30 protein-coding genes are annotated in these 15,851 nt (G+C 67.5%); 29 read left to right on the top strand and 1 reads right to left on the bottom strand.

The features are described from left to right. Positions 1-55: 55 nt before the first annotated feature. From AC0VYL_RS16660 to AC0VYL_RS16565, 20 genes are all read left to right on the top strand, one after another. Positions 56-325 (top strand): hypothetical protein, encoded by a 270-nt coding sequence (locus tag AC0VYL_RS16660; protein ID WP_475480745.1) that lies wholly within the window; start codon positions 56-58, stop codon positions 323-325. After that, complete coding sequence (locus AC0VYL_RS16655) at positions 322-558, top strand: hypothetical protein (RefSeq protein ID WP_475480744.1); 237 nt, start codon at positions 322-324, stop codon at positions 556-558. Before AC0VYL_RS16660 ends, AC0VYL_RS16655 begins: the two co-directional genes overlap by 4 nt. Further along, positions 555-911 carry a DUF2493 domain-containing protein gene (locus AC0VYL_RS16650; protein WP_475480743.1) on the top strand — a complete coding sequence of 119 codons (357 nt, stop codon included), beginning with the start codon at positions 555-557 and terminating at the stop codon, positions 909-911. The genes AC0VYL_RS16655 and AC0VYL_RS16650 overlap by 4 nt, the downstream gene beginning before the upstream one ends. A gap of 129 nt (positions 912-1,040) precedes the next feature. Continuing rightward, complete coding sequence (locus AC0VYL_RS16645) at positions 1,041-1,829, top strand: RNA ligase family protein (protein ID WP_475480742.1); 789 nt, start codon at positions 1,041-1,043, stop codon at positions 1,827-1,829. 64 nt (positions 1,830-1,893) lie between these two features. After that, complete coding sequence (locus AC0VYL_RS16640) at positions 1,894-2,478, top strand: 3'-5' exonuclease (RefSeq protein WP_475480741.1); 585 nt, start codon at positions 1,894-1,896, stop codon at positions 2,476-2,478. Beyond that, positions 2,475-2,669: a hypothetical protein gene (locus AC0VYL_RS16635; protein WP_475480740.1), complete on the top strand. Its 195-nt coding sequence runs from the start codon at positions 2,475-2,477 to the stop codon at positions 2,667-2,669. Before AC0VYL_RS16640 ends, AC0VYL_RS16635 begins: the two co-directional genes overlap by 4 nt. Next, a complete protein-coding gene (locus tag AC0VYL_RS16630) occupies positions 2,662-2,910 on the top strand; it encodes a hypothetical protein (RefSeq protein ID WP_475480739.1) in 249 nt (82 codons plus the stop codon). The genes AC0VYL_RS16635 and AC0VYL_RS16630 overlap by 8 nt, the downstream gene beginning before the upstream one ends. Further along, positions 2,910-3,491 (top strand): hypothetical protein, encoded by a 582-nt coding sequence (locus AC0VYL_RS16625; RefSeq protein WP_475480738.1) that lies wholly within the window; start codon positions 2,910-2,912, stop codon positions 3,489-3,491. The genes AC0VYL_RS16630 and AC0VYL_RS16625 overlap by 1 nt, the downstream gene beginning before the upstream one ends. Beyond that, a complete protein-coding gene (locus AC0VYL_RS16620; RefSeq protein WP_475480737.1) occupies positions 3,436-3,906 on the top strand; it encodes a helix-turn-helix domain-containing protein in 471 nt (156 codons plus the stop codon). The genes AC0VYL_RS16625 and AC0VYL_RS16620 overlap by 56 nt, the downstream gene beginning before the upstream one ends. Continuing rightward, positions 3,896-4,243: a hypothetical protein gene (locus AC0VYL_RS16615; protein WP_475480736.1), complete on the top strand. Its 348-nt coding sequence runs from the start codon at positions 3,896-3,898 to the stop codon at positions 4,241-4,243. The genes AC0VYL_RS16620 and AC0VYL_RS16615 overlap by 11 nt, the downstream gene beginning before the upstream one ends. Next, entirely contained in the window at positions 4,243-4,527 is a 285-nt protein-coding gene (locus AC0VYL_RS16610) for a hypothetical protein (RefSeq protein WP_475480735.1), read from the top strand. Before AC0VYL_RS16615 ends, AC0VYL_RS16610 begins: the two co-directional genes overlap by 1 nt. 370 nt (positions 4,528-4,897) lie before the next feature. Further along, positions 4,898-5,410 carry a hypothetical protein gene (locus AC0VYL_RS16605; RefSeq protein WP_475480734.1) on the top strand — a complete coding sequence of 171 codons (513 nt, stop codon included), beginning with the start codon at positions 4,898-4,900 and terminating at the stop codon, positions 5,408-5,410. Next, entirely contained in the window at positions 5,407-5,676 is a 270-nt protein-coding gene (locus AC0VYL_RS16600; protein WP_475480733.1) for a hypothetical protein, read from the top strand. The genes AC0VYL_RS16605 and AC0VYL_RS16600 overlap by 4 nt, the downstream gene beginning before the upstream one ends. Before the next feature lie 62 nt (positions 5,677-5,738). Next, a complete protein-coding gene (locus tag AC0VYL_RS16595) occupies positions 5,739-5,999 on the top strand; it encodes a hypothetical protein (protein ID WP_475480732.1) in 261 nt (86 codons plus the stop codon). Between the two features lie 66 nt (positions 6,000-6,065). Then, positions 6,066-6,455 carry a hypothetical protein gene (locus AC0VYL_RS16590; protein ID WP_475480731.1) on the top strand — a complete coding sequence of 130 codons (390 nt, stop codon included), beginning with the start codon at positions 6,066-6,068 and terminating at the stop codon, positions 6,453-6,455. Further along, the gene (locus AC0VYL_RS16585; protein WP_475480730.1) at positions 6,448-7,716 is read left to right on the top strand and encodes a hypothetical protein; all 1,269 of its coding nucleotides are present in this window, start codon (positions 6,448-6,450) and stop codon (positions 7,714-7,716) included. The genes AC0VYL_RS16590 and AC0VYL_RS16585 overlap by 8 nt, the downstream gene beginning before the upstream one ends. Continuing rightward, on the top strand, positions 7,716-8,006 hold the full coding sequence (locus AC0VYL_RS16580) for a hypothetical protein (RefSeq protein WP_475480729.1): 291 nt from the start codon (positions 7,716-7,718) through the stop codon (positions 8,004-8,006). The genes AC0VYL_RS16585 and AC0VYL_RS16580 overlap by 1 nt, the downstream gene beginning before the upstream one ends. Before the next feature lie 78 nt (positions 8,007-8,084). After that, entirely contained in the window at positions 8,085-8,303 is a 219-nt protein-coding gene (locus AC0VYL_RS16575) for a hypothetical protein (protein ID WP_475480728.1), read from the top strand. A 31-nt stretch (positions 8,304-8,334) separates the two neighbouring features. Next, positions 8,335-8,529, top strand: coding sequence for a hypothetical protein (locus AC0VYL_RS16570; protein ID WP_475480727.1), 195 nt, complete (start codon positions 8,335-8,337; stop codon positions 8,527-8,529). A 19-nt stretch (positions 8,530-8,548) separates the two neighbouring features. After that, positions 8,549-9,265 (top strand): hypothetical protein, encoded by a 717-nt coding sequence (locus AC0VYL_RS16565; protein ID WP_475480726.1) that lies wholly within the window; start codon positions 8,549-8,551, stop codon positions 9,263-9,265. Positions 9,266-9,272: 7 nt separating this feature from the next. On the opposite strand, the gene AC0VYL_RS16560 is transcribed toward AC0VYL_RS16565, so the two are convergent. Next, positions 9,273-10,187 carry a hypothetical protein gene (locus AC0VYL_RS16560; protein ID WP_475480725.1) on the bottom strand — a complete coding sequence of 305 codons (915 nt, stop codon included), beginning with the start codon at positions 10,185-10,187 and terminating at the stop codon, positions 9,273-9,275. Between the two features lie 181 nt (positions 10,188-10,368). Between AC0VYL_RS16560 and AC0VYL_RS16555 the strand changes: the two genes are divergently transcribed. From AC0VYL_RS16555 to AC0VYL_RS16515, 9 genes are all read left to right on the top strand, one after another. Further along, a complete protein-coding gene (locus AC0VYL_RS16555) occupies positions 10,369-11,037 on the top strand; it encodes an N-acetyltransferase family protein (RefSeq protein ID WP_475480724.1) in 669 nt (222 codons plus the stop codon). Between the two features lie 235 nt (positions 11,038-11,272). Further along, positions 11,273-11,455, top strand: coding sequence for a DUF6221 family protein (locus tag AC0VYL_RS16550; RefSeq protein ID WP_475480723.1), 183 nt, complete (start codon positions 11,273-11,275; stop codon positions 11,453-11,455). Positions 11,456-11,465: 10 nt separating this feature from the next. Then, positions 11,466-12,080, top strand: coding sequence for a hypothetical protein (locus tag AC0VYL_RS16545; RefSeq protein ID WP_475480722.1), 615 nt, complete (start codon positions 11,466-11,468; stop codon positions 12,078-12,080). A 460-nt stretch (positions 12,081-12,540) separates the two neighbouring features. Next, the gene (locus tag AC0VYL_RS16540; protein ID WP_475480721.1) at positions 12,541-13,404 is read left to right on the top strand and encodes an endonuclease domain-containing protein; all 864 of its coding nucleotides are present in this window, start codon (positions 12,541-12,543) and stop codon (positions 13,402-13,404) included. 57 nt (positions 13,405-13,461) lie between these two features. Next, complete coding sequence (locus AC0VYL_RS16535) at positions 13,462-13,851, top strand: hypothetical protein (protein WP_475480720.1); 390 nt, start codon at positions 13,462-13,464, stop codon at positions 13,849-13,851. 36 nt (positions 13,852-13,887) lie between these two features. Beyond that, positions 13,888-14,097 carry a hypothetical protein gene (locus AC0VYL_RS16530; protein ID WP_475480719.1) on the top strand — a complete coding sequence of 70 codons (210 nt, stop codon included), beginning with the start codon at positions 13,888-13,890 and terminating at the stop codon, positions 14,095-14,097. Positions 14,098-14,184: 87 nt separating this feature from the next. Next, the gene (locus tag AC0VYL_RS16525) at positions 14,185-14,553 is read left to right on the top strand and encodes a hypothetical protein (RefSeq protein WP_475480718.1); all 369 of its coding nucleotides are present in this window, start codon (positions 14,185-14,187) and stop codon (positions 14,551-14,553) included. 117 nt (positions 14,554-14,670) lie between these two features. Next, positions 14,671-15,078, top strand: a complete 408-nt coding sequence (locus tag AC0VYL_RS16520; protein WP_475480717.1) for a hypothetical protein — start codon at positions 14,671-14,673, stop codon at positions 15,076-15,078. Positions 15,079-15,259: 181 nt separating this feature from the next. Further along, positions 15,260-15,835 (top strand): hypothetical protein, encoded by a 576-nt coding sequence (locus AC0VYL_RS16515; RefSeq protein WP_475480716.1) that lies wholly within the window; start codon positions 15,260-15,262, stop codon positions 15,833-15,835. The last annotated feature ends 16 nt before the right edge of the window (positions 15,836-15,851 follow it).

Raw genomic sequence — 15,851 nt, 5'->3', positions numbered from 1 at the left:
GGGGTGGGGCGCAACCCAACGCACCCCACCCCCAACCCCAGGAAGGCCCCACCCGATGACCCAGCACGACCCGCAGAACCTCGACCACATCCGCCCCGGCCAGGTGTGGACCTCCGCCGCCCCCCGCGACAACATCACCGTCCGCGTCGTCTCCATCCAAGCCGGACGGGTCTCGGTGGTGGACGCTTACGACGGGAAACGACCCCGCCCCATCTGGGCGCACCAGTTCCACGCGTCCCCGACGACCCGCACCGGCCGCGACCGCAAGAGCGGCTACGTCCTCAAGAAGGACGCCCCCGCCGACCACCAGGAGACAGACCGTTGACTCTCGAAGAGCAGGTAGCCGCTGACACCCGCGCCCTCATCGACCAGGACGACGCGCACACCCAGACCCTCACCCACGCCGCCGACCGTGCGCTGACCCGCCGCATGTTCGGGGTGGAGGGGTGGCTCCGGTACTGGGCGGGGGAGCGGGTCAACCTCGCCGGGGTCATCCCCGCCGAGTACGCCCTGGCCGTGGACACCGCCCGCCTCATCATGGAAGGCCGCACCGCGTGACCCGGCGTGTGATCGTGACCGGCGGCCGACACTACACAGACCGGGCCGCGGTCGCCCGCGCCCTCCAGGAGACCGTCCTCCGGTTCGGCCCCGGCGAGCATGTCACGTTGGTGCACGGGGCGGCGTCGGGCGCTGACCGGCTGGCGGCGTCGGTGGCCGCTCGTGCCGGGTGGATGACCGAACCCCATCCGGCTGAGTGGAAGCGGCACGGGAGGGCGGCGGGGCCGATCCGGAACCAGGGCATGGTGGACGCCGGGGGAGATGTGCTGGTGGCGTTCCGGGGTGGTCGGGGGACTGCTGACATGGTGCGTCGTGCGCGGGCGGCGGGTATCCCGGTGCGGGTGGTGCCCTAACCCCCCCCGAGGGCGGGGGATCTCCTTGCCCAAGAGCCAGTAATTGCACACAATTGTGGTAATATTGGGGGTGTGGTTGGGGGTGAACCCCCCGCCACACCCCGACCCCCATGCCGGAAAGGACCCCCTGTGGCCTTCCTCAACGACCTCTCCAACGCGGTTCTCAACTCCGCCACGAAGTACCCCAAGATCCCCACCTACCACCAGCTCGCGGACAAGGGTCTCCTCACCGACGACCACACCCCGTTCCCCAACGGCCAGGACGTCATCGTCACCGAGAAGGTCGACGGCACCAACGCCCGCGTGATCGTGGACCCGGCAGGTGACCTGTTCATCGGGTCCCGCGAGGAGCTGCTGTACGCCCACGGCGACCGCGTCCACAACCCCGCCGAGAACATCGTCCACACCCTCCGCGACATCGCCCGGGACCTGCCCCGCCCCGGCGCTGGTCTGGCCGTGTACTTCCTGGAGGTGTACGGCAGCGGGATCACCGCCCGGTGGAAGCAGTACACGGGGCACACCAACGTGTTCGGCGCCCGCCTGTTCGACGCCGCCATCATTCCCGCCGAGATCCTGACCGGGCAGGTCGAGCAGATCGCTGCGTGGCGCAACCAGGGAGGGCAGACGTTCGCCACGGAGACGGAACTAGCGGGAATCTCCACGGCGTCCGGCATCCCCCTCACCCCCCGCCTGGCCACCATCCCCGCGTCCGGGGTGCCCACCACGGTGGCGGAGATGCACCCGTACCTGTGCGTGGTCGCGGGGGAGACGCGGGTGGCGTTGGACGAGGACGGTCTCGGTAACGCGGAGGGGGTCGTGCTGCGTACTCCGGACAGGTCGCACGTGGCGAAGGTCCGGTTCAAGGACTACGAGCGCGCCACGAAGACACGCGCCCGCGCCGCGAAGAACGCCGCCTAACCCCCACATCGAACCGGGCGGCCGAGACCACAAACCTCGGCCGCCCCTCCCGGAAGGACATCCCGTGACGAAGATCGTCCACCTCGACTGCGAGACCAACGGACTCCTGCGCATCCACCGGCCGTGGGAGGTCGCCGCCATCGTAGAAGAGCCTGGCAAAGAACCGGTGGAGCACGAATGGATACTGCCCGTGGACCTGACCAACGCCGACCCGCGCGCCCTGGAGATCGGCGGGTTCTGGGACCGGCACCCCCAGGGCACGGGGAAGGCCACCATGGCGCTCCTGAACCCGGCTAAGACCGCCCGCCAGCTGGCCCGCATCCTCGTTGACGCGGTCGTGATCGGCTCCAACCCCACGTTCGACAAGGGGATGCTGGAGCCGTTCCTCGCCCAGCACGGCCAGCCTTGGGCCGCCCACTACCGGATGGTCGACGTCATCACCCTCGGCGCCGGTCGGCTCATGGCGGAACTCCCGCAGAACCTCCCCACCCTCGGCTACCAGACGCCCACACTGCCGTACCGGACCACGGACATCTCCCGAGCCTTCGGGATCGACCCCGACGACTACGACCGCCACACCGCGTTGGGTGACTGCCGGTGGACCAAGGACCTCTACGAAGCCATCACCCACAAGGGGGCCGACCAATGAGCATCCCCGCCATGAACCGGATCACCATCACCTGTTCGTACCTGATCATCGCGATGGCGTTGTTCGGTGCGATCGGGTCCGCTGCTGCTGGCGAGTGGGGTAGCGCCGGGTGGGCTACGACCACCGTGTTCGGGTTCTTCCTCGCGGTCCTGCACATCCCCCGCCCCTCGAAGGGGTCGGCCGGTGCCTGAACTGTTCCTGATGTGGTCGGCCGCGGTCATCCTCGCCGCCGTCGCCCTCATGTGCGTCGTCGTCGCGACCGTCTACGCCTCCGGGCTCCTGTACGGGGTCGTGAACCAGTGGCGCGTCAAGGGGTTGACGAGGGCGGAGGTCATGTACATCCGCCGGGTGACCGCGCGTCTTCGCTACCGCAGCAAGGCCCGCAACAAATGCCACGGCCGCCGTTGGTTCGCTAACCGGGAGTTCCACTGATGCCTGAGATCGCTGAGCGTATGCGGGCGCTGGTCGCTGACCAGACCGGGAACACCGACCTCGCCGCCCTGGTCCACAAGGCCATCGCCCAGGCGTACCGGGTTGGCGCGAACCGGGGTCTGGAGGAAGCCGCGAACGTCGTAGGAACTTTCACCGGGAACGAGTGGTTCGGGTTGAAGCAGTCGTTCGTGACCAGGCTGATCCGCGACCGCAAGGTCTCCGTGGACCCGCCCCCGGCGGACGGTGTCCGGGTGCAGCCCACCACCTACCAGGTGTCGGCCGTCCCCGAAACCCACCCTGACGCCTCTCACTTCACCGTCCAGGTGCAGTACCGGGGCCACGACCTGTGGGCTGTCACCCGCCACGGGGGGTGCCTGTCCTCGGCCGGGGTGTGGGAGTACGAGACCCGCCCGTCCGAGCGCACTGACGAGTGGCTGGCACAGCACCGGTTCCCCTACCCGGAAGCGATGCGCCTTGCCCGGGAGGTCGCCCCCGAGTTGACCGTCATGGGCCGCACCGTTGCCGATGTCCTTCAAGATCTACGAAGTCAAGGTGACGGCCCCGATGCCAGCCAGACCTGAGTTCTCCCAGTGGCTCAAGATGACCAGCCGCGCGACCGGCTTCACCACGAACAGTGCGCTCGCGCAGACCCTCGGCGTCCCCCAACCCACCATCAGCCGTTGGAAATCAGGAGCACAGCCCAGCGTCGAACACCTCGTCAAGATCTCGCGCCTGTTCGGCATCCACCTCGAACACCTCATGGTCCTCGCCGGATACATGGACGCCGAACCGAACGCCCAGGCCCCTGAACTCCAGCTTCAGATCCCGGAGGGGTGCGTTGTCGTGGCTGCTGATGACGTCCTGGCGGTGTTGCACGGACCTGTTGCCTCTGCCCCTGAGGCATACGTGGCCGCCGTGGGCAGGCTGCACCGGGCAGTTCTGCCGGTCGAAGGCCTGGAAGTCGCAGATGAGGAGACCACCACCGATGAAGCCTGAGACCCACGCCTACCTGGAAGCCAACCGCGGCCCCCAGTTCGTCAGCCGAGGCCCGAACGGCGACCGGCTCAAGGTCACCCCCACCCCGTTCGATGGGGTGCTTCCCGTAACCGTGGACGACCACGAGGACAGCGCCGATCACGCGCTCAACCGCGAGGAGACCACCAGATTGCGGGACTGGTTGAACACCCACCTCGGAGACAACCCCGGCGCGGACATGGCCGAGTGCGCCGCCCAGATGGACGGGGACGACAAGCGGACCGTCGCCTACCCGCGCTGTGGGTGGTGCGGGGACGACCACCTCGCCGCACTCGACACCGTGAAGGACCAGACCTGATGACCCCCATCACTCTCGCCCCCGTCACCATCAACGCGGTGCAGTACGACGGCATCAACACCACCTCCGTCGACCACATCCGAGCCCTGGTCGAAGCATCCACCGACCGCCGCCCCGCGTTCCTGCCCGACACCAACATCGAGCAGGCCCGCGTCTACCTGGCCGAGCAGCGGGCATGGGTGGCCCTGTTCGCGGGGCACTGGGTGGTCGAGTTGCCGTCTGGGGCCCTGGTGGTGCTGTCCCCGGACGCCCTGGAGAGCGTCCTCGTGGCGGTGGCGGGCTGATGTTCACCACCACCCACCGCGCCCGCAAACCCCGCACCTGCGACCGGCAGTGCGACCAGCCCATCAAACCCGGCGACCTGGTCGAGTACAAGACCATCCCGCCCGGCCGCCACGAACTCAACAACCAGGGCTGGTTGCGGTCCGTCACCCACGTCGGCAGGTGCCCGATCCCAGGGCCGACCGCCGAAGCGTGGAACGCCGCCTACCCGCCTGGTACGCCGGTACTCGCTGGGCCCGAGCACCGACGAGCCGCTGATCACCCGCACCCGCTCTGTTGCGTGGGAACTGGGGTCCGGTCACCCTCTGGCCATGGTGGACGACTACGCCGGGGGCATCGCCCTCACCCACCTGCAACCGCTGGAGACCGGCCGTGGCTGACCACCTCACCCCCGCCCAGATTGCCATGATCGACGCGATCGTCGATCCGATCCGCCGAGAGCGTGCCGCCGCCCCCGGCCTGGCAGCGGAGTACGACGACGCGTGCGCACGCGTCGCCCAGCTGCACGACGAAACTGTCCTACAGCGCCGCCGCATCGAGGACCTGGAGGGCGCCCTCGCCGATGCGCGGGCTGAGGCGAACCAGTACTGGGTCAACGGCCTCGCTGCCCTCGACCGCCGCGACACCGAGATCGCCCGCCTCCGGTTGGCCTGGAAGTCCGCGCGGCGAGGCCGCGCCCAGCAGCGCGACGCCCTGCGTGCGGCGATGGCCGCCGACCGCGACCAAGCCCGCCGCGCCCGTGACCGGTACCGGGACGAGCGCAACGCCGCCTACGCGGAACTCGCTGACCTCCGCGCCCAGCTCGCCGCGACCACCGCGCCGCACCGCGCCGAGGAACGCCGCGCCGCCGACACCCACCCCGGAACCGACAGGAGCAGCACGTGAGCGCCCCCACCTCCTTGCCCTACCCGCACGCTCGCCAGGACTGCCAGCGCTGCCGCGAACGGGACGCCGACATCGAGATCCTCGACGGGCCGGGCAGCCGGTCCTACACCCGCTACTGCCGGGACTGCATCGGTGAGCGCCTCGTCCTGGGCAGCACCCAGCTGGACCGTGACGCGGACCCGGGCGGCCCCTACATGGTCACGTACCGGCTGCTGTGCCCCGGCGCCCCGGACGGGTCCTGGCCGGGTCACCCCCGCACCACTTAACCCACCTGCCCGGGGCGCACCGACCGCGCCCCGGGCACCCCACCACCGAACAGGAGAACCCCATGGTCCAGACCGTCGCCCTCGTCATCGTCATCGCGTGCGGCATCGGCGTCATCATCGCCGGAGGCTTGACCATCAAGTGGTCCCGCGAGGCCACCGCCAACTGGCAGTGCGCCTCCGAGAACTGGAAGATCGCCGCCGAGAACTGGCAGCGGGCCGCCGAAGACAACGAACGCCGAAACGAGGCCCTGCTCCGGCTCTCCGCCGCCCAGCCATCCGAGGTCCTACGACGCTTCGCAGAGAACCGATCCGGCTCGGAGTAGCAGACCCTCGCCCGGGGCGTCACCACCCAGCGCCCCGGCTCCCACACCACTGAACAGGAGCCCCTGATGGCTGACCAGACCGCCACCCCTGACCTGCGCCACCTCCCCATCCCCACCGGGTTCATCATCGTGTCCCCCCGCGACCAGCACGGCCTGGCCGCGCACACCGCCGAGGACCGGGTGAACGTCAGCGTGGCCGACGAGAACGGGGAAGGCACGCACACCACGCTCACCCCCGCCCAGGCCACGCTCGCGGCGACCGAGCTGTTGCGGATCACCGGCACCAACCTGGCCGAGTGCTACATCACCGAGGACGGGTACCCGGCCCTCCACCACGTCCCGCCCGGAAACGAGGGGGAGGAGGGGCATCTGGTGATGTTCACCGGCGGGGATGACAGCCTCCTCGACCTCGTCACCGCCGCCACCAACCACATCTGCGGGGCCGACCATGAGTAACACCGAACTGGAGTGCGGCAACCTGTGGCCGCACAACGCCCACCAGTACAACGACAGTGGCGTGTACCGGCCCTGCCCCGGCCTCCAGGAGCAGCCGCCCGCCCCGGCCGTGTGCCGGTCTCCCCGCTGCACCCGGCCGGGAACCAGCGGCTCCGGGTGGTGCTGCTACGGGTGCGCCGCCCACACCCGGTTCGGTCGCGAACTGCTCCACAACCTTCCATGCGAAACCGCGAACCCCGGGGCGGAGGAGACCGCGGACCGGTGGATGGCCGACCGCGACCGCGCCCAGACCGCCCTGCAAGCTGAGGTGGACCGAGCGTTTGTCCCCGGCTGTCTTGCCAACGTCAACAACACCGTGGACGTCCTCGCGCCGGTTGTCGCTGACCTGATCCAGCAGGCCCGAGAGAGGCCCCCGGCCGAAGGCGAACACCACCCGCGCACCGAGGTTGAGGCGCACGCCGGGGGAGACCGGGAGCAGCTGATCGCCGCGTGGGAGGCAGACCAGGCCCAGTGGCGGAACCGGGTCAAGGAGGTAGAGGCCGAACGCGACCAGGCCCGGGATGACGGCCGCCGGGAGGGTATGGCCGAGCTCGTCGCCCACCTGGAGAACGTGGCCGCCGGAGCCCGAGCCGGGAAGGCCGAGGCGTACACCGAAGAGGCCGAGTCCTGGGGGCCCAACCGGTGGTGCCTCATCACCGACCAGGCACACCGGCTGGCCGAGGCCTACACCAAGGGCAAGGGGTTGCCGGTACCGGACGCGACCACCCGCGCGAAGCGGTTGGAGGAAGAACTGAAACGTGAACGGGGCCGCCACGCGACCGAGGTCATGAAGTTGAAGAACCAGGTCGAAGCCGCGGTCCTCGACCTTCGGGGTTGGCGGGGGGCGTTCATGGCCGCGAACCGGCGCGAGAACGAGTTGCGCGCCGAGCTGGACCAGGTGTGCGCCACCACCCGCCGCCGGGAACTCGTCCTGGTCGACCGGCTACGCCGCCGGGGTGTGGACCTCGAACGCACCCGCACCGTGCTGACCGTGGCCGAACTCCAGTTGACGCACGTGTCCGAACTCCTCGACCGCGCCACCCGGTTTCAGGTCGGTCCCGTCACCGTCGTCCCGTACCGGGGAGGGTGGCGGTGCTCGTGGCCGGACCCTGCCTGGCCCGGGAACCCTGACCAGGCCCCGGCTCTGACCGAGGACTTCCCCGACCAGTTGGGTGCGATCATCCACGCCGATCACATCCACCACACCGGAGGTACCACCTGATGGACATCACCGAACTGCACCACAGTGTCCACGACCGCATCATGCGGGTCCCCGGCGCCACGGAACGCACCACGGACGCGGTGATGTGGGTGGTGCGCGCGTTCCTGCGCGAGAAGGACAACCGAACCGCCGCCCTGAAGGAGGAGAACCGGCGGTTGCGGGCCGCGTTGGATCACGTCGACGTCGCGTCCCGGAACGGCTGGGGCGGCCCTGACCATCAGGACGTGTTCTCCCAGTGGCGGGAAGCAGTGACGGAGGCCCGCAACATCGCGAACACCCCCAACACCTAACCCACCACACCCCCCGGTACCTGCCCTGACCTGCGGAAAGTGCCGGGGGCGTCACCCCCCCATGGGATCATCGGATGTATGAACCCAACATCCCCCGAAGGGACCCACCCGACCCCAGAACCCGCACCCAGCCGCGACCCGTTCCACCACCTCCGCCGATTCGTCGCCTGGCTACTCGGCATGGGTGCCCTCACCCTGTGGGCGGTCGCGATCTGGGACGCCGACTGGACGTACCTGTGGATGTCCGTCCCCGTCATCATCGCTGCTGCCATCACCGACCCCGGGAAGGGCATGTGATGGCCGCCGAACACGAGCGGAGGGCAGCCCAGTGAATTGGAAGGTCGCTGCCATCACCGCCCTGATCCTCGTCGGGGGGACCGGGTTCTTCGCCGCCTGGGCGCACCTGGCTGCGGCCTCCATCCGGTCCGGTCACCCGGTGGTCGCGCTGGTGGGGGTGGTGGGCCCGCTCATCGCCGCGACCGCTCTGCTCGCCGGTGCCCTGTGGGCTCAACCCGACCACTGACCTGCAAGGAGGATTCCTGATGACCGTGACCCTGTTCCCGTGCGGGCGTGGCCACCGCTGCCCCCAGGCCGTCTACGACCTGGGGGCAGGGCAGAAGTACCCGCCGCGTACCGAGAACCTGTTCTGCCCAGACTGCCGGGCCCACATCGCGGACCGCATCCGTGACCTCCCCACCGTGTACCGGGAGCTGCGCGCCCAGTACGGCATCCAACCGGTCATGGCCGACGACGACGCCCGCGTGCACACCTCCCGGGTGAACCCGTCCATCCCCGTCCGTGAGGACCTGGACGCCCTCCTCACCGAGATCGAAACTACGGTCGCAGCGTATGAGGACCGGGTCCGCCAGCACCTGTCCATGCCCCCCGCCCCCCGAGCGTCGTGGGCAAACCGCGCCACCCGCGTCACCGAGGCGTGCCAGCTCCTCGCCGCCCACGTCCAGACCCTCACCAACCTCCCCATGGAGTGGATGGCCATCGGCGGAGCCCACGACGAACGCGGCGGCCTGGACGCCGGCCTCGACCTCCTCGACCTCCACCACCGGGCCGACCGGGCTGGGGGGAAGCAGCCCGCGAAGTACCTGGTTCCTGTGGTGTGCCCGTCCTGTCACATCCCGGCCGGGGTGATGCGGGAGGCCGGGAAGGACGGGGCCACGTGCGTGTGCGGGTACGTGATCGGTGAAGACGAATACCGGGCGCTGACGTGGGCCATCGCCCAAGTGGCGCAAACAGTAGCGTGAATTCAGGTTAACTGCTGCATGTCTGTGAGGGCGCTGAGGATATGTCAGGTTCTTCCACTGACGAATCCCAGGCGATCGTGTATGTCACGTCCATGACTTCTTCTTCGTAAGCTTCGAATTTCACCTCCCATTTTGGGCGCTTGAAAGATCCATCGGAATCGTAATCGATAGGTATCTGAAAAGTTGCTTGCCTCTCCTCTAGTGCTGAGTAATCTGCGGGGGCTGGGCGCATCCACCACTCTGATTTGTTGTCGCTGGTTGCGAGTAGAGGGAGGTAGTCTTCGCCGATCTCTCTATTGCTGCTGTTTCTGAAATTTCCTAGCGAGGGGAAAGTGATCGTAGTGCACGGTGGGATTGTCTCATGAACTAAGAACTTAGCCTTTTTGTGCTCGGTGGACCATGAGCTCACGGTCAGGCCAGAGTCTTGATGATGGGTGCTATGCCACATGTGTTCATCGGCGAAGTATATTTCGGTTGGGTATCGGTTCGCGTTCTGTATGTGGGTCAGGCCCTGGTCGGAGTCCGGTTCTGTTTCCCACCAAGAGACGTTGGCAGCGTGTCTCTCGCCGCGCTCTTGCTCGGCAATCCTGTGCTGTTCTTGCTGGATTTGGAAAGTCTCATTTGACAATAAGAGAGCCCAGGCTGCAATCAGTGTGGTCACTAGTGCAGACATAGAGTTGGCTCGCTCTCCCCATCCTTTCGATGAAGTCCTACTAGTCGTGCCTAGTCGGTATTCTGGTTTCCCTCTGTCTTCCGGGTGTTCGATATAATGCAAGTGTTTCCTGGCTTTGTGTTTCCAGTTTGACTCTTTGGGAAAAATGATGCTCTTTCGTGCGTTTAAGACATTTGATTCGACTAGGCTTTTCTGCTTTGAGCGCCTCATCGTCGCGATTAAGACAATGGACCGGATGATGAAAGCCATTGAAGCCCTCCCTGGAATGCGTAGAACATACATGAGTTCTCGTGCGAGTCGGGTAAGAACGAGCATCTTGGGTGCAGTGTTGAACGAGGTGCCGGTGTGACTCCAGCGTCCGAAGAACGTCAAAGTGGCAGGACGAGTACCGTGGGCTGACCGTGGCGCTGGCCGATGTGGCGCGCGCCGCATGACCGTCGAGGAGAAGCCCGTGTCCCCGAAGAAGCCCCGCTTGTCCCTGAGTGACGTCCACGATGAGTTCGCCCATGACCCGGCCCAGCCCACCATGGCGGATGTGGACGAGTGGGAGCGCACCGAGGCGCGGAAGACGCGGAAGACGGCCCCGCAATGGCGTATCCGCCCAGCCGTGGACTCCGACTGCGAAGCGATCATCGCGGTTGACCAGGAGTCTGGCGGCCACTTCGATGCCCTCCTCTCTTACGTGAGTGGCCGGATTGGCGATACCTACGAGGTGTTCGTCGTCCTGGACCAATCCGGCGAGGTGGTGGGCTGGCTCGAAGGTAACTCTGATGCCGACCTGTACGGAGAACTCACCCGGCCCACTCACCCCAGACCGCACGCTTACGTCGCGCAGATGCTCGTGTCCCCGCGAGTGCGTGGCCAGGGCGCGGGGTTGGCGTTGATGCGCGAGTTCGTGAGAGTCGCAGCAGCTGCCGGATGCACATGGCTCGCGCTGCGGCCCATGACCGGATACGAAGACGACGCTGCCCGGTTGGCGTTCTTCGCCAGGTGCGGGCTTCACGAATTGGTGGAGGGAGAGCCGAACGAAGGGGGGTTGGCGGCCCCGTTGGTGGACATGGTGGTGTCGCTAGACGCGGGAGCGGGACACAGCGCGTGAGCGTGATGGACGCGAGGGTGGCATGGCTCCGGGGGGCATGGACGAGGACGAGGCCGCGGTGAAGGCGGCCACCCCCGGCCCGTGGTGCGCGGACGGGGGCATGGTGTTCGCGGGGGATGGTGATGATGCTGTGGCCGCGTACTCGGATGTGTGGGGCAACGACGGGCCCGGGGCGGACACAGACCAGCTCTGCCCGGAGGACGCCCGTCACATCGCTCTCCATGATCCCCGCTAGGTGCTCGCGGACATCTCAGGTAAACGCGCGCTCCTCGACCTGTACACCCAGGTTGCCGGATACGACGTGGAGGAGTGGGGTGACGAGGCCGCGACCGGGCGCGCTCACGGACTAGGGGAAGCCGTTCGGGCGCTCGTGTCCGGGTACCGGCACCGGCCCGGATGGGACCCCGCCTGGCCCTAAGCTGGGCGCCATGACCTACCTCCCCGCCCCCGGCAGCCACACCGACCAAGCGTGGGCCCACCACACGGGGGAGAGCGAGAACCCCCGCGACACCGATGCGTTTCTCGTGCGCTTCAACACCATTCTCCACCTGTTCGGGCACCCCTGCCTCGGCGCCGCCGAAATGGAACAGGTGCTGTCCGCCGACGGTAAGATCAGCAGCTACATGACAGCCCTCCACGCTGCCAGCGCTGAGACCGGCCGCGGTTTGACCTGGATCGAATGGTACCGCTCAGGCCGTCTCACAGTTGAATACCAGACGCACACGGACCAGGTGCCGCGCCCGCATCACCGGATCTACGCCGAATTGCTAGACGGGGTTCCCAAGATGATCCCCGAAATGCTGGATGGTGGTGAATTCGGTATCCCCTCTTCCCCGCTGGGTGTCGCCACGGTGATGTTGTGCCGGTTCTATGACATGGTGCCGCGTGGCGAGTTCGAGGCGGGCGACCTTTTGTTGGAGGGGTTGGTCCCGGCTCATGAACGCGAGTTTCACCGGCTGGCGTATGAGTACACGCTGGGGTACACGTTGCGGGCGGCGGACACGGGATCGGCGTGGTTGACGGACGACACCCTGCGCGGGTGACCCAGCGCTTGTAGAGGTGCTGGGCCCGGCCCGGTCACGACCCGGGGTGGGGGTGAGGGGCGCTCTGCCTGCTCGGGTCCCGGAGGGCGTCACCGATCCGGACGAACGCTCGAGTCAGGGCGGTCGGCTCACTCGTCCGCTGGCCTACCTCTTGGACCCGGTGGTCGGTTGCTTCGAGCCCCGTCCGGGTGGCTTGCGCCCACGCCTGCACCATCCTGGTTGCGCTCATGCAGGTTCCTTTCGCTCCCCGTCATGGTCGTCTGCGCGGCTGGTCAGACGCGGGCGGTGACGCCACACTCGTGTCACCGATCCGCGTCGGGCGGCAGCAGCTCCACGTCCTCCGGGTCGATGCCGTCGACCATGAGCGAGTCCGGGGCCCACCCGTGCTCCTGACACAGGTACACCTCAGGCCACCTTGCGCCCACCACGAAATGTCACCGCGCGGTGCCACCATGCAACCATGCCGCGTGTAACGAAACCGATCCCCGCCCGCCTCAGCCGCCCAGCCGACCCGAACCTCAACCCCCACACCCTCGACCAACTCCCCGAACACCGCCAACGCAACCTGCTCTGGCACCTGTCCAGCGACCACACCCGCAACGAGGTTGCCGAACACATGCCGGAGTACTCCGTCCGCCCCTGCCCAACCAGCCCATACCGGCCCCCGTACTTCACCTCCGCAGTCCCCGGTGACGACGGCCTTCACCACCTCTGGCACCCCGAGCACGGGATGGTGTGCGGCATCGAGGAGGACAACCCCGGCGGCCCGTGGAAGCACAAGGCGATCTTCTGGTGGGAGCAGGAGGGGAAGACCCGGCGACGCACGTTCACCACCCGGGTGACTCGAACCGGGGAGGAGGTCGAACCTGAACTCGTGCCCCCGGGAGAGGAATGCTGGATGTCCTACATCGAGGGGAAGTACAACCAGCAGTACCCTCTGGCCTGGCCCCAGTGGATGGGGGCGAACAAGCCCTACACGCGGGCTCGGTGGGAGTTCGTCCAGAAGCTCGGGCGAGGGTGCGCGGTGTGCGGAGGGGCCTTCATTGGCGTTATGGACCATGACCCGTTCACCGGGTGGGTTCGCGGGATGCTCTGCGACCACTGCAATAACAGCATCGACAGGTGCCCGCACCTGAGCGGTTGTGGGTGGGCGGACTACCTCAACGATCCGCCAGCGTGGCACCTGAAGGCCGACTACCCCGGGCTCGGGAAAAAGTACCAGGGGACAGTGGACCGGTTGCGGAAGGCGTTGGACGAGTGGGACCCGATGCTGTTCGCGGAGGTACGGCGCCGCCGGGGCCCGCAGGCAGAAGGGTTGTGGTGATGGCCGAACCCGGCCAACCCACCCCGCCCCCACACCGCCGGACGGTAGGACAGGGGCATGAACGATCTCGACAAGCCCCACGTCCGCGAACTCGTCGGACTCCTCCTCATGCTCCCCAGCGACTGGAAACACCCGGTGTGGCGCAGCATCAACGAAGACAACGACCACCGGAACCTGTTCGGACAGATCAGCCCGCTCGTCAGGATGCTAGGAAACAGGGAAGGCAGGCCCGCGGGCTCCCTCGTGTACGAGGTCCTGGACGTGTTCTCCGACCTGAGTGAGGGAACCCGGCGGCTGATCGGGGAGCAGGTCGGCGGGCTCGGCGCGGGCGTCACGGTGGGGGACGTGTGGGTGGCGGAGTTGTTGACGGTGGCGGTGCGGGTGCGGGGTGGCGCGTTGCCGGAAACTCTCGGGTTGCGGGCTCGGGCGTGGGGCGGGTCGGAGTGAGGTGGGTTCGTCGCCCTGGCCCAGTACGATCGGGGGATGGATGAGTTCGAGGTGAACATGGTTGTCGGCCGCGATGACGAAGCGGTCGCGGAGCTGGGTGGCGCGCACGGGTACACGATCGAGGAGCCGTTGAAGGTCCCGGCCGTGGTGTTGGCGCGGGCCGCCCGTGTTCCGTTGGAGGGGTTGCCGAGGATGCGGTTCGTGACTACGGGTGAGGGGTGGCGTCCGGCTGTTGTGGATGCCTAGTTGCCAATGACGTTAGTTCCTGGTTTAATGGTGTGTGTCGGGAGGGAAGCCCGACAACCGAAAGACCCCAACGTGAAAGGCCACACCATGAGCCACCAGACCACCGAAGACCAGCGCACCCAGCTGACCGCCACACTCACCGACCTCGTGGACGCCCTCGCCGGATGCGACATCATCCTCCCCCCGCCCCACGGCGCCAGCGTTGACGCCGACCTCATCACCTGGATCACCCTCATTGGCCGCGCGGCGGACGTGCTCGCTGACCCCAACGGCCTCGGCGGACGCCACTGGGCCCGCACTCTCGGGGTGGAAGCCGCTGCTCGCGCATGGACCGGCGCGGCCGGGATGCACCACCTCTACCTCCAGATCCAGATGCCCCAGTGGGAGCAGCACTACGAGGACTTCATGGGTCGGGTGACGTCCTCGCTGACCCGTTGGCGTGCGGCGCAGGTCTAGCTCGCCCGGGGGTCGTCCGCACGGGTCGGCCCCCACCTTGCCTTGGGACGTTAGTTCGTGCGATAATAAACGTGTTGGGAGGGAAGCCCAACACCCGCACGAACAGAAAGACCCCACATGACCCTCGCGAACCCCTGGGCCGCCAGCGACCGCCAGCACGACAACACCCACTGGCAGTGGGCCGTCCTCTACGGCGCCATCCGGGAGTTGGCCATCACCCTCCCCACCCCCGTCAACCTGCCCCACCTGCCCTACGACGCGGCCCCGGAAGCGCACACCACCGCCGCCCGCCGCGTGGAACACCTCCGCGACCACCACCTTGGCCGTGACCTCCCCGGCGACATCCTCGCCCTCGCGGACCGGGCTCTCACAGACGCGATCCTCGCCCAGCGAGACAGCGACCCCAACGAGCGCCGCGACATGATCGCGGAAGCCGGGGCGAGGGTCCGCGCCGTGGTCGCGTACATGGGCATCGGACCCGAGGATGCCGGGGTGCACGACACCATGGAGGAAATGATCCTCTGACCAGCAACAACAACCAGAAAGCCCGCCCCGGAACCCCGGTGGCGGGCTTTGCAAGTAGAAAAGGGCGGCCTCTACAGCGTCTAGCGCCGAAGACCAGGCCGAAGCCTGGAACTGGGAAGGCCGGCCGCCCCCGAAAGACCCACCAGGCAACCAAAAAAGTGAACCCAGAAAGGCAGAACCCATGATACAGCCCCTCACCCTCATCGACTACGCGCGAACCCGTGACATCGACCCCACCCAGCTCCTCACCCAGTTCACCGACAACCCCGACGCCCTACCCGAACAGGTCGACACCCGGGCCGGACAACCCACCTACGACCCCGACGAACTCGACCGCGCCCGAGGCGTCACCACCCTCGAAGGGTTCGCCCGGTACCGACACCGGGACGTCCAGGACGTGCGCCGCTGGCCGAAGCTCCAACCCGTCCTGTGGCCCAAACCTGTCGGCAAGATCGTGACCGGTAAGGCCGGGAAGCCCGCGCAGCTGTTCGAGTTGGCACGGCTGGATCAGGTGGCCGCGGCCGAGGCGGCGCGCACGGAACGGGAGGGTGTGTCGGATGATCATGTGACCTTGGCGGGGTTCTCGGATCGCACGGGGGTTCCTGTGCGGACTTTGCGGGACACGTGGAAGCCGCGTTACCCGGATAAGTTTCCGAAGCCGGTGGTGGGGCCGGATGGGCGTCCGTTGAAGGAGGGGCGGGCGTATCTGTTCGAGTTCAAGGAGTTGGAGCGGTTTCGGCGTCGTATGTCGGAGTAGTTCCTGTAGGTGGTTG

This window comes from Nocardiopsis sp. iso_238 (assembly GCF_056173325.1).
Note: the sequence above shows the minus strand (reverse complement) of the source record. Positions and strands in the feature narration are given on the sequence as shown.

Excerpts from the sequence above, each read along its gene's own strand:
- AC0VYL_RS16660 (WP_475480745.1), top strand. The coding sequence starts at position 56 with ATGACCCAGCACGACCCGCAGAACCTCGACCACATCCGCCCCGGCCAG.
- AC0VYL_RS16635 (WP_475480740.1), top strand. The coding sequence starts at position 2,475 with ATGAGCATCCCCGCCATGAACCGGATCACCATCACCTGTTCGTACCTG.
- AC0VYL_RS16625 (WP_475480738.1), top strand. The coding sequence starts at position 2,910 with ATGCCTGAGATCGCTGAGCGTATGCGGGCGCTGGTCGCTGACCAGACC.
- AC0VYL_RS16620 (WP_475480737.1), top strand. The coding sequence starts at position 3,436 with ATGTCCTTCAAGATCTACGAAGTCAAGGTGACGGCCCCGATGCCAGCC.
- AC0VYL_RS16615 (WP_475480736.1), top strand. The coding sequence starts at position 3,896 with ATGAAGCCTGAGACCCACGCCTACCTGGAAGCCAACCGCGGCCCCCAG.
- AC0VYL_RS16610 (WP_475480735.1), top strand. The coding sequence starts at position 4,243 with ATGACCCCCATCACTCTCGCCCCCGTCACCATCAACGCGGTGCAGTAC.
- AC0VYL_RS16595 (WP_475480732.1), top strand. The coding sequence starts at position 5,739 with ATGGTCCAGACCGTCGCCCTCGTCATCGTCATCGCGTGCGGCATCGGC.
- AC0VYL_RS16590 (WP_475480731.1), top strand. The coding sequence starts at position 6,066 with ATGGCTGACCAGACCGCCACCCCTGACCTGCGCCACCTCCCCATCCCC.
- AC0VYL_RS16585 (WP_475480730.1), top strand. The coding sequence starts at position 6,448 with ATGAGTAACACCGAACTGGAGTGCGGCAACCTGTGGCCGCACAACGCC.
- AC0VYL_RS16580 (WP_475480729.1), top strand. The coding sequence starts at position 7,716 with ATGGACATCACCGAACTGCACCACAGTGTCCACGACCGCATCATGCGG.
- AC0VYL_RS16575 (WP_475480728.1), top strand. The coding sequence starts at position 8,085 with ATGAACCCAACATCCCCCGAAGGGACCCACCCGACCCCAGAACCCGCA.
- AC0VYL_RS16565 (WP_475480726.1), top strand. The coding sequence starts at position 8,549 with ATGACCGTGACCCTGTTCCCGTGCGGGCGTGGCCACCGCTGCCCCCAG.
- AC0VYL_RS16560 (WP_475480725.1), bottom strand. The coding sequence starts at position 10,187 with ATGGCTTTCATCATCCGGTCCATTGTCTTAATCGCGACGATGAGGCGC.
- AC0VYL_RS16555 (WP_475480724.1), top strand. The coding sequence starts at position 10,369 with ATGACCGTCGAGGAGAAGCCCGTGTCCCCGAAGAAGCCCCGCTTGTCC.
- AC0VYL_RS16545 (WP_475480722.1), top strand. The coding sequence starts at position 11,466 with ATGACCTACCTCCCCGCCCCCGGCAGCCACACCGACCAAGCGTGGGCC.
- AC0VYL_RS16540 (WP_475480721.1), top strand. The coding sequence starts at position 12,541 with ATGCCGCGTGTAACGAAACCGATCCCCGCCCGCCTCAGCCGCCCAGCC.
- AC0VYL_RS16535 (WP_475480720.1), top strand. The coding sequence starts at position 13,462 with ATGAACGATCTCGACAAGCCCCACGTCCGCGAACTCGTCGGACTCCTC.
- AC0VYL_RS16530 (WP_475480719.1), top strand. The coding sequence starts at position 13,888 with ATGGATGAGTTCGAGGTGAACATGGTTGTCGGCCGCGATGACGAAGCG.
- AC0VYL_RS16525 (WP_475480718.1), top strand. The coding sequence starts at position 14,185 with ATGAGCCACCAGACCACCGAAGACCAGCGCACCCAGCTGACCGCCACA.
- AC0VYL_RS16520 (WP_475480717.1), top strand. The coding sequence starts at position 14,671 with ATGACCCTCGCGAACCCCTGGGCCGCCAGCGACCGCCAGCACGACAAC.
- AC0VYL_RS16515 (WP_475480716.1), top strand. The coding sequence starts at position 15,260 with ATGATACAGCCCCTCACCCTCATCGACTACGCGCGAACCCGTGACATC.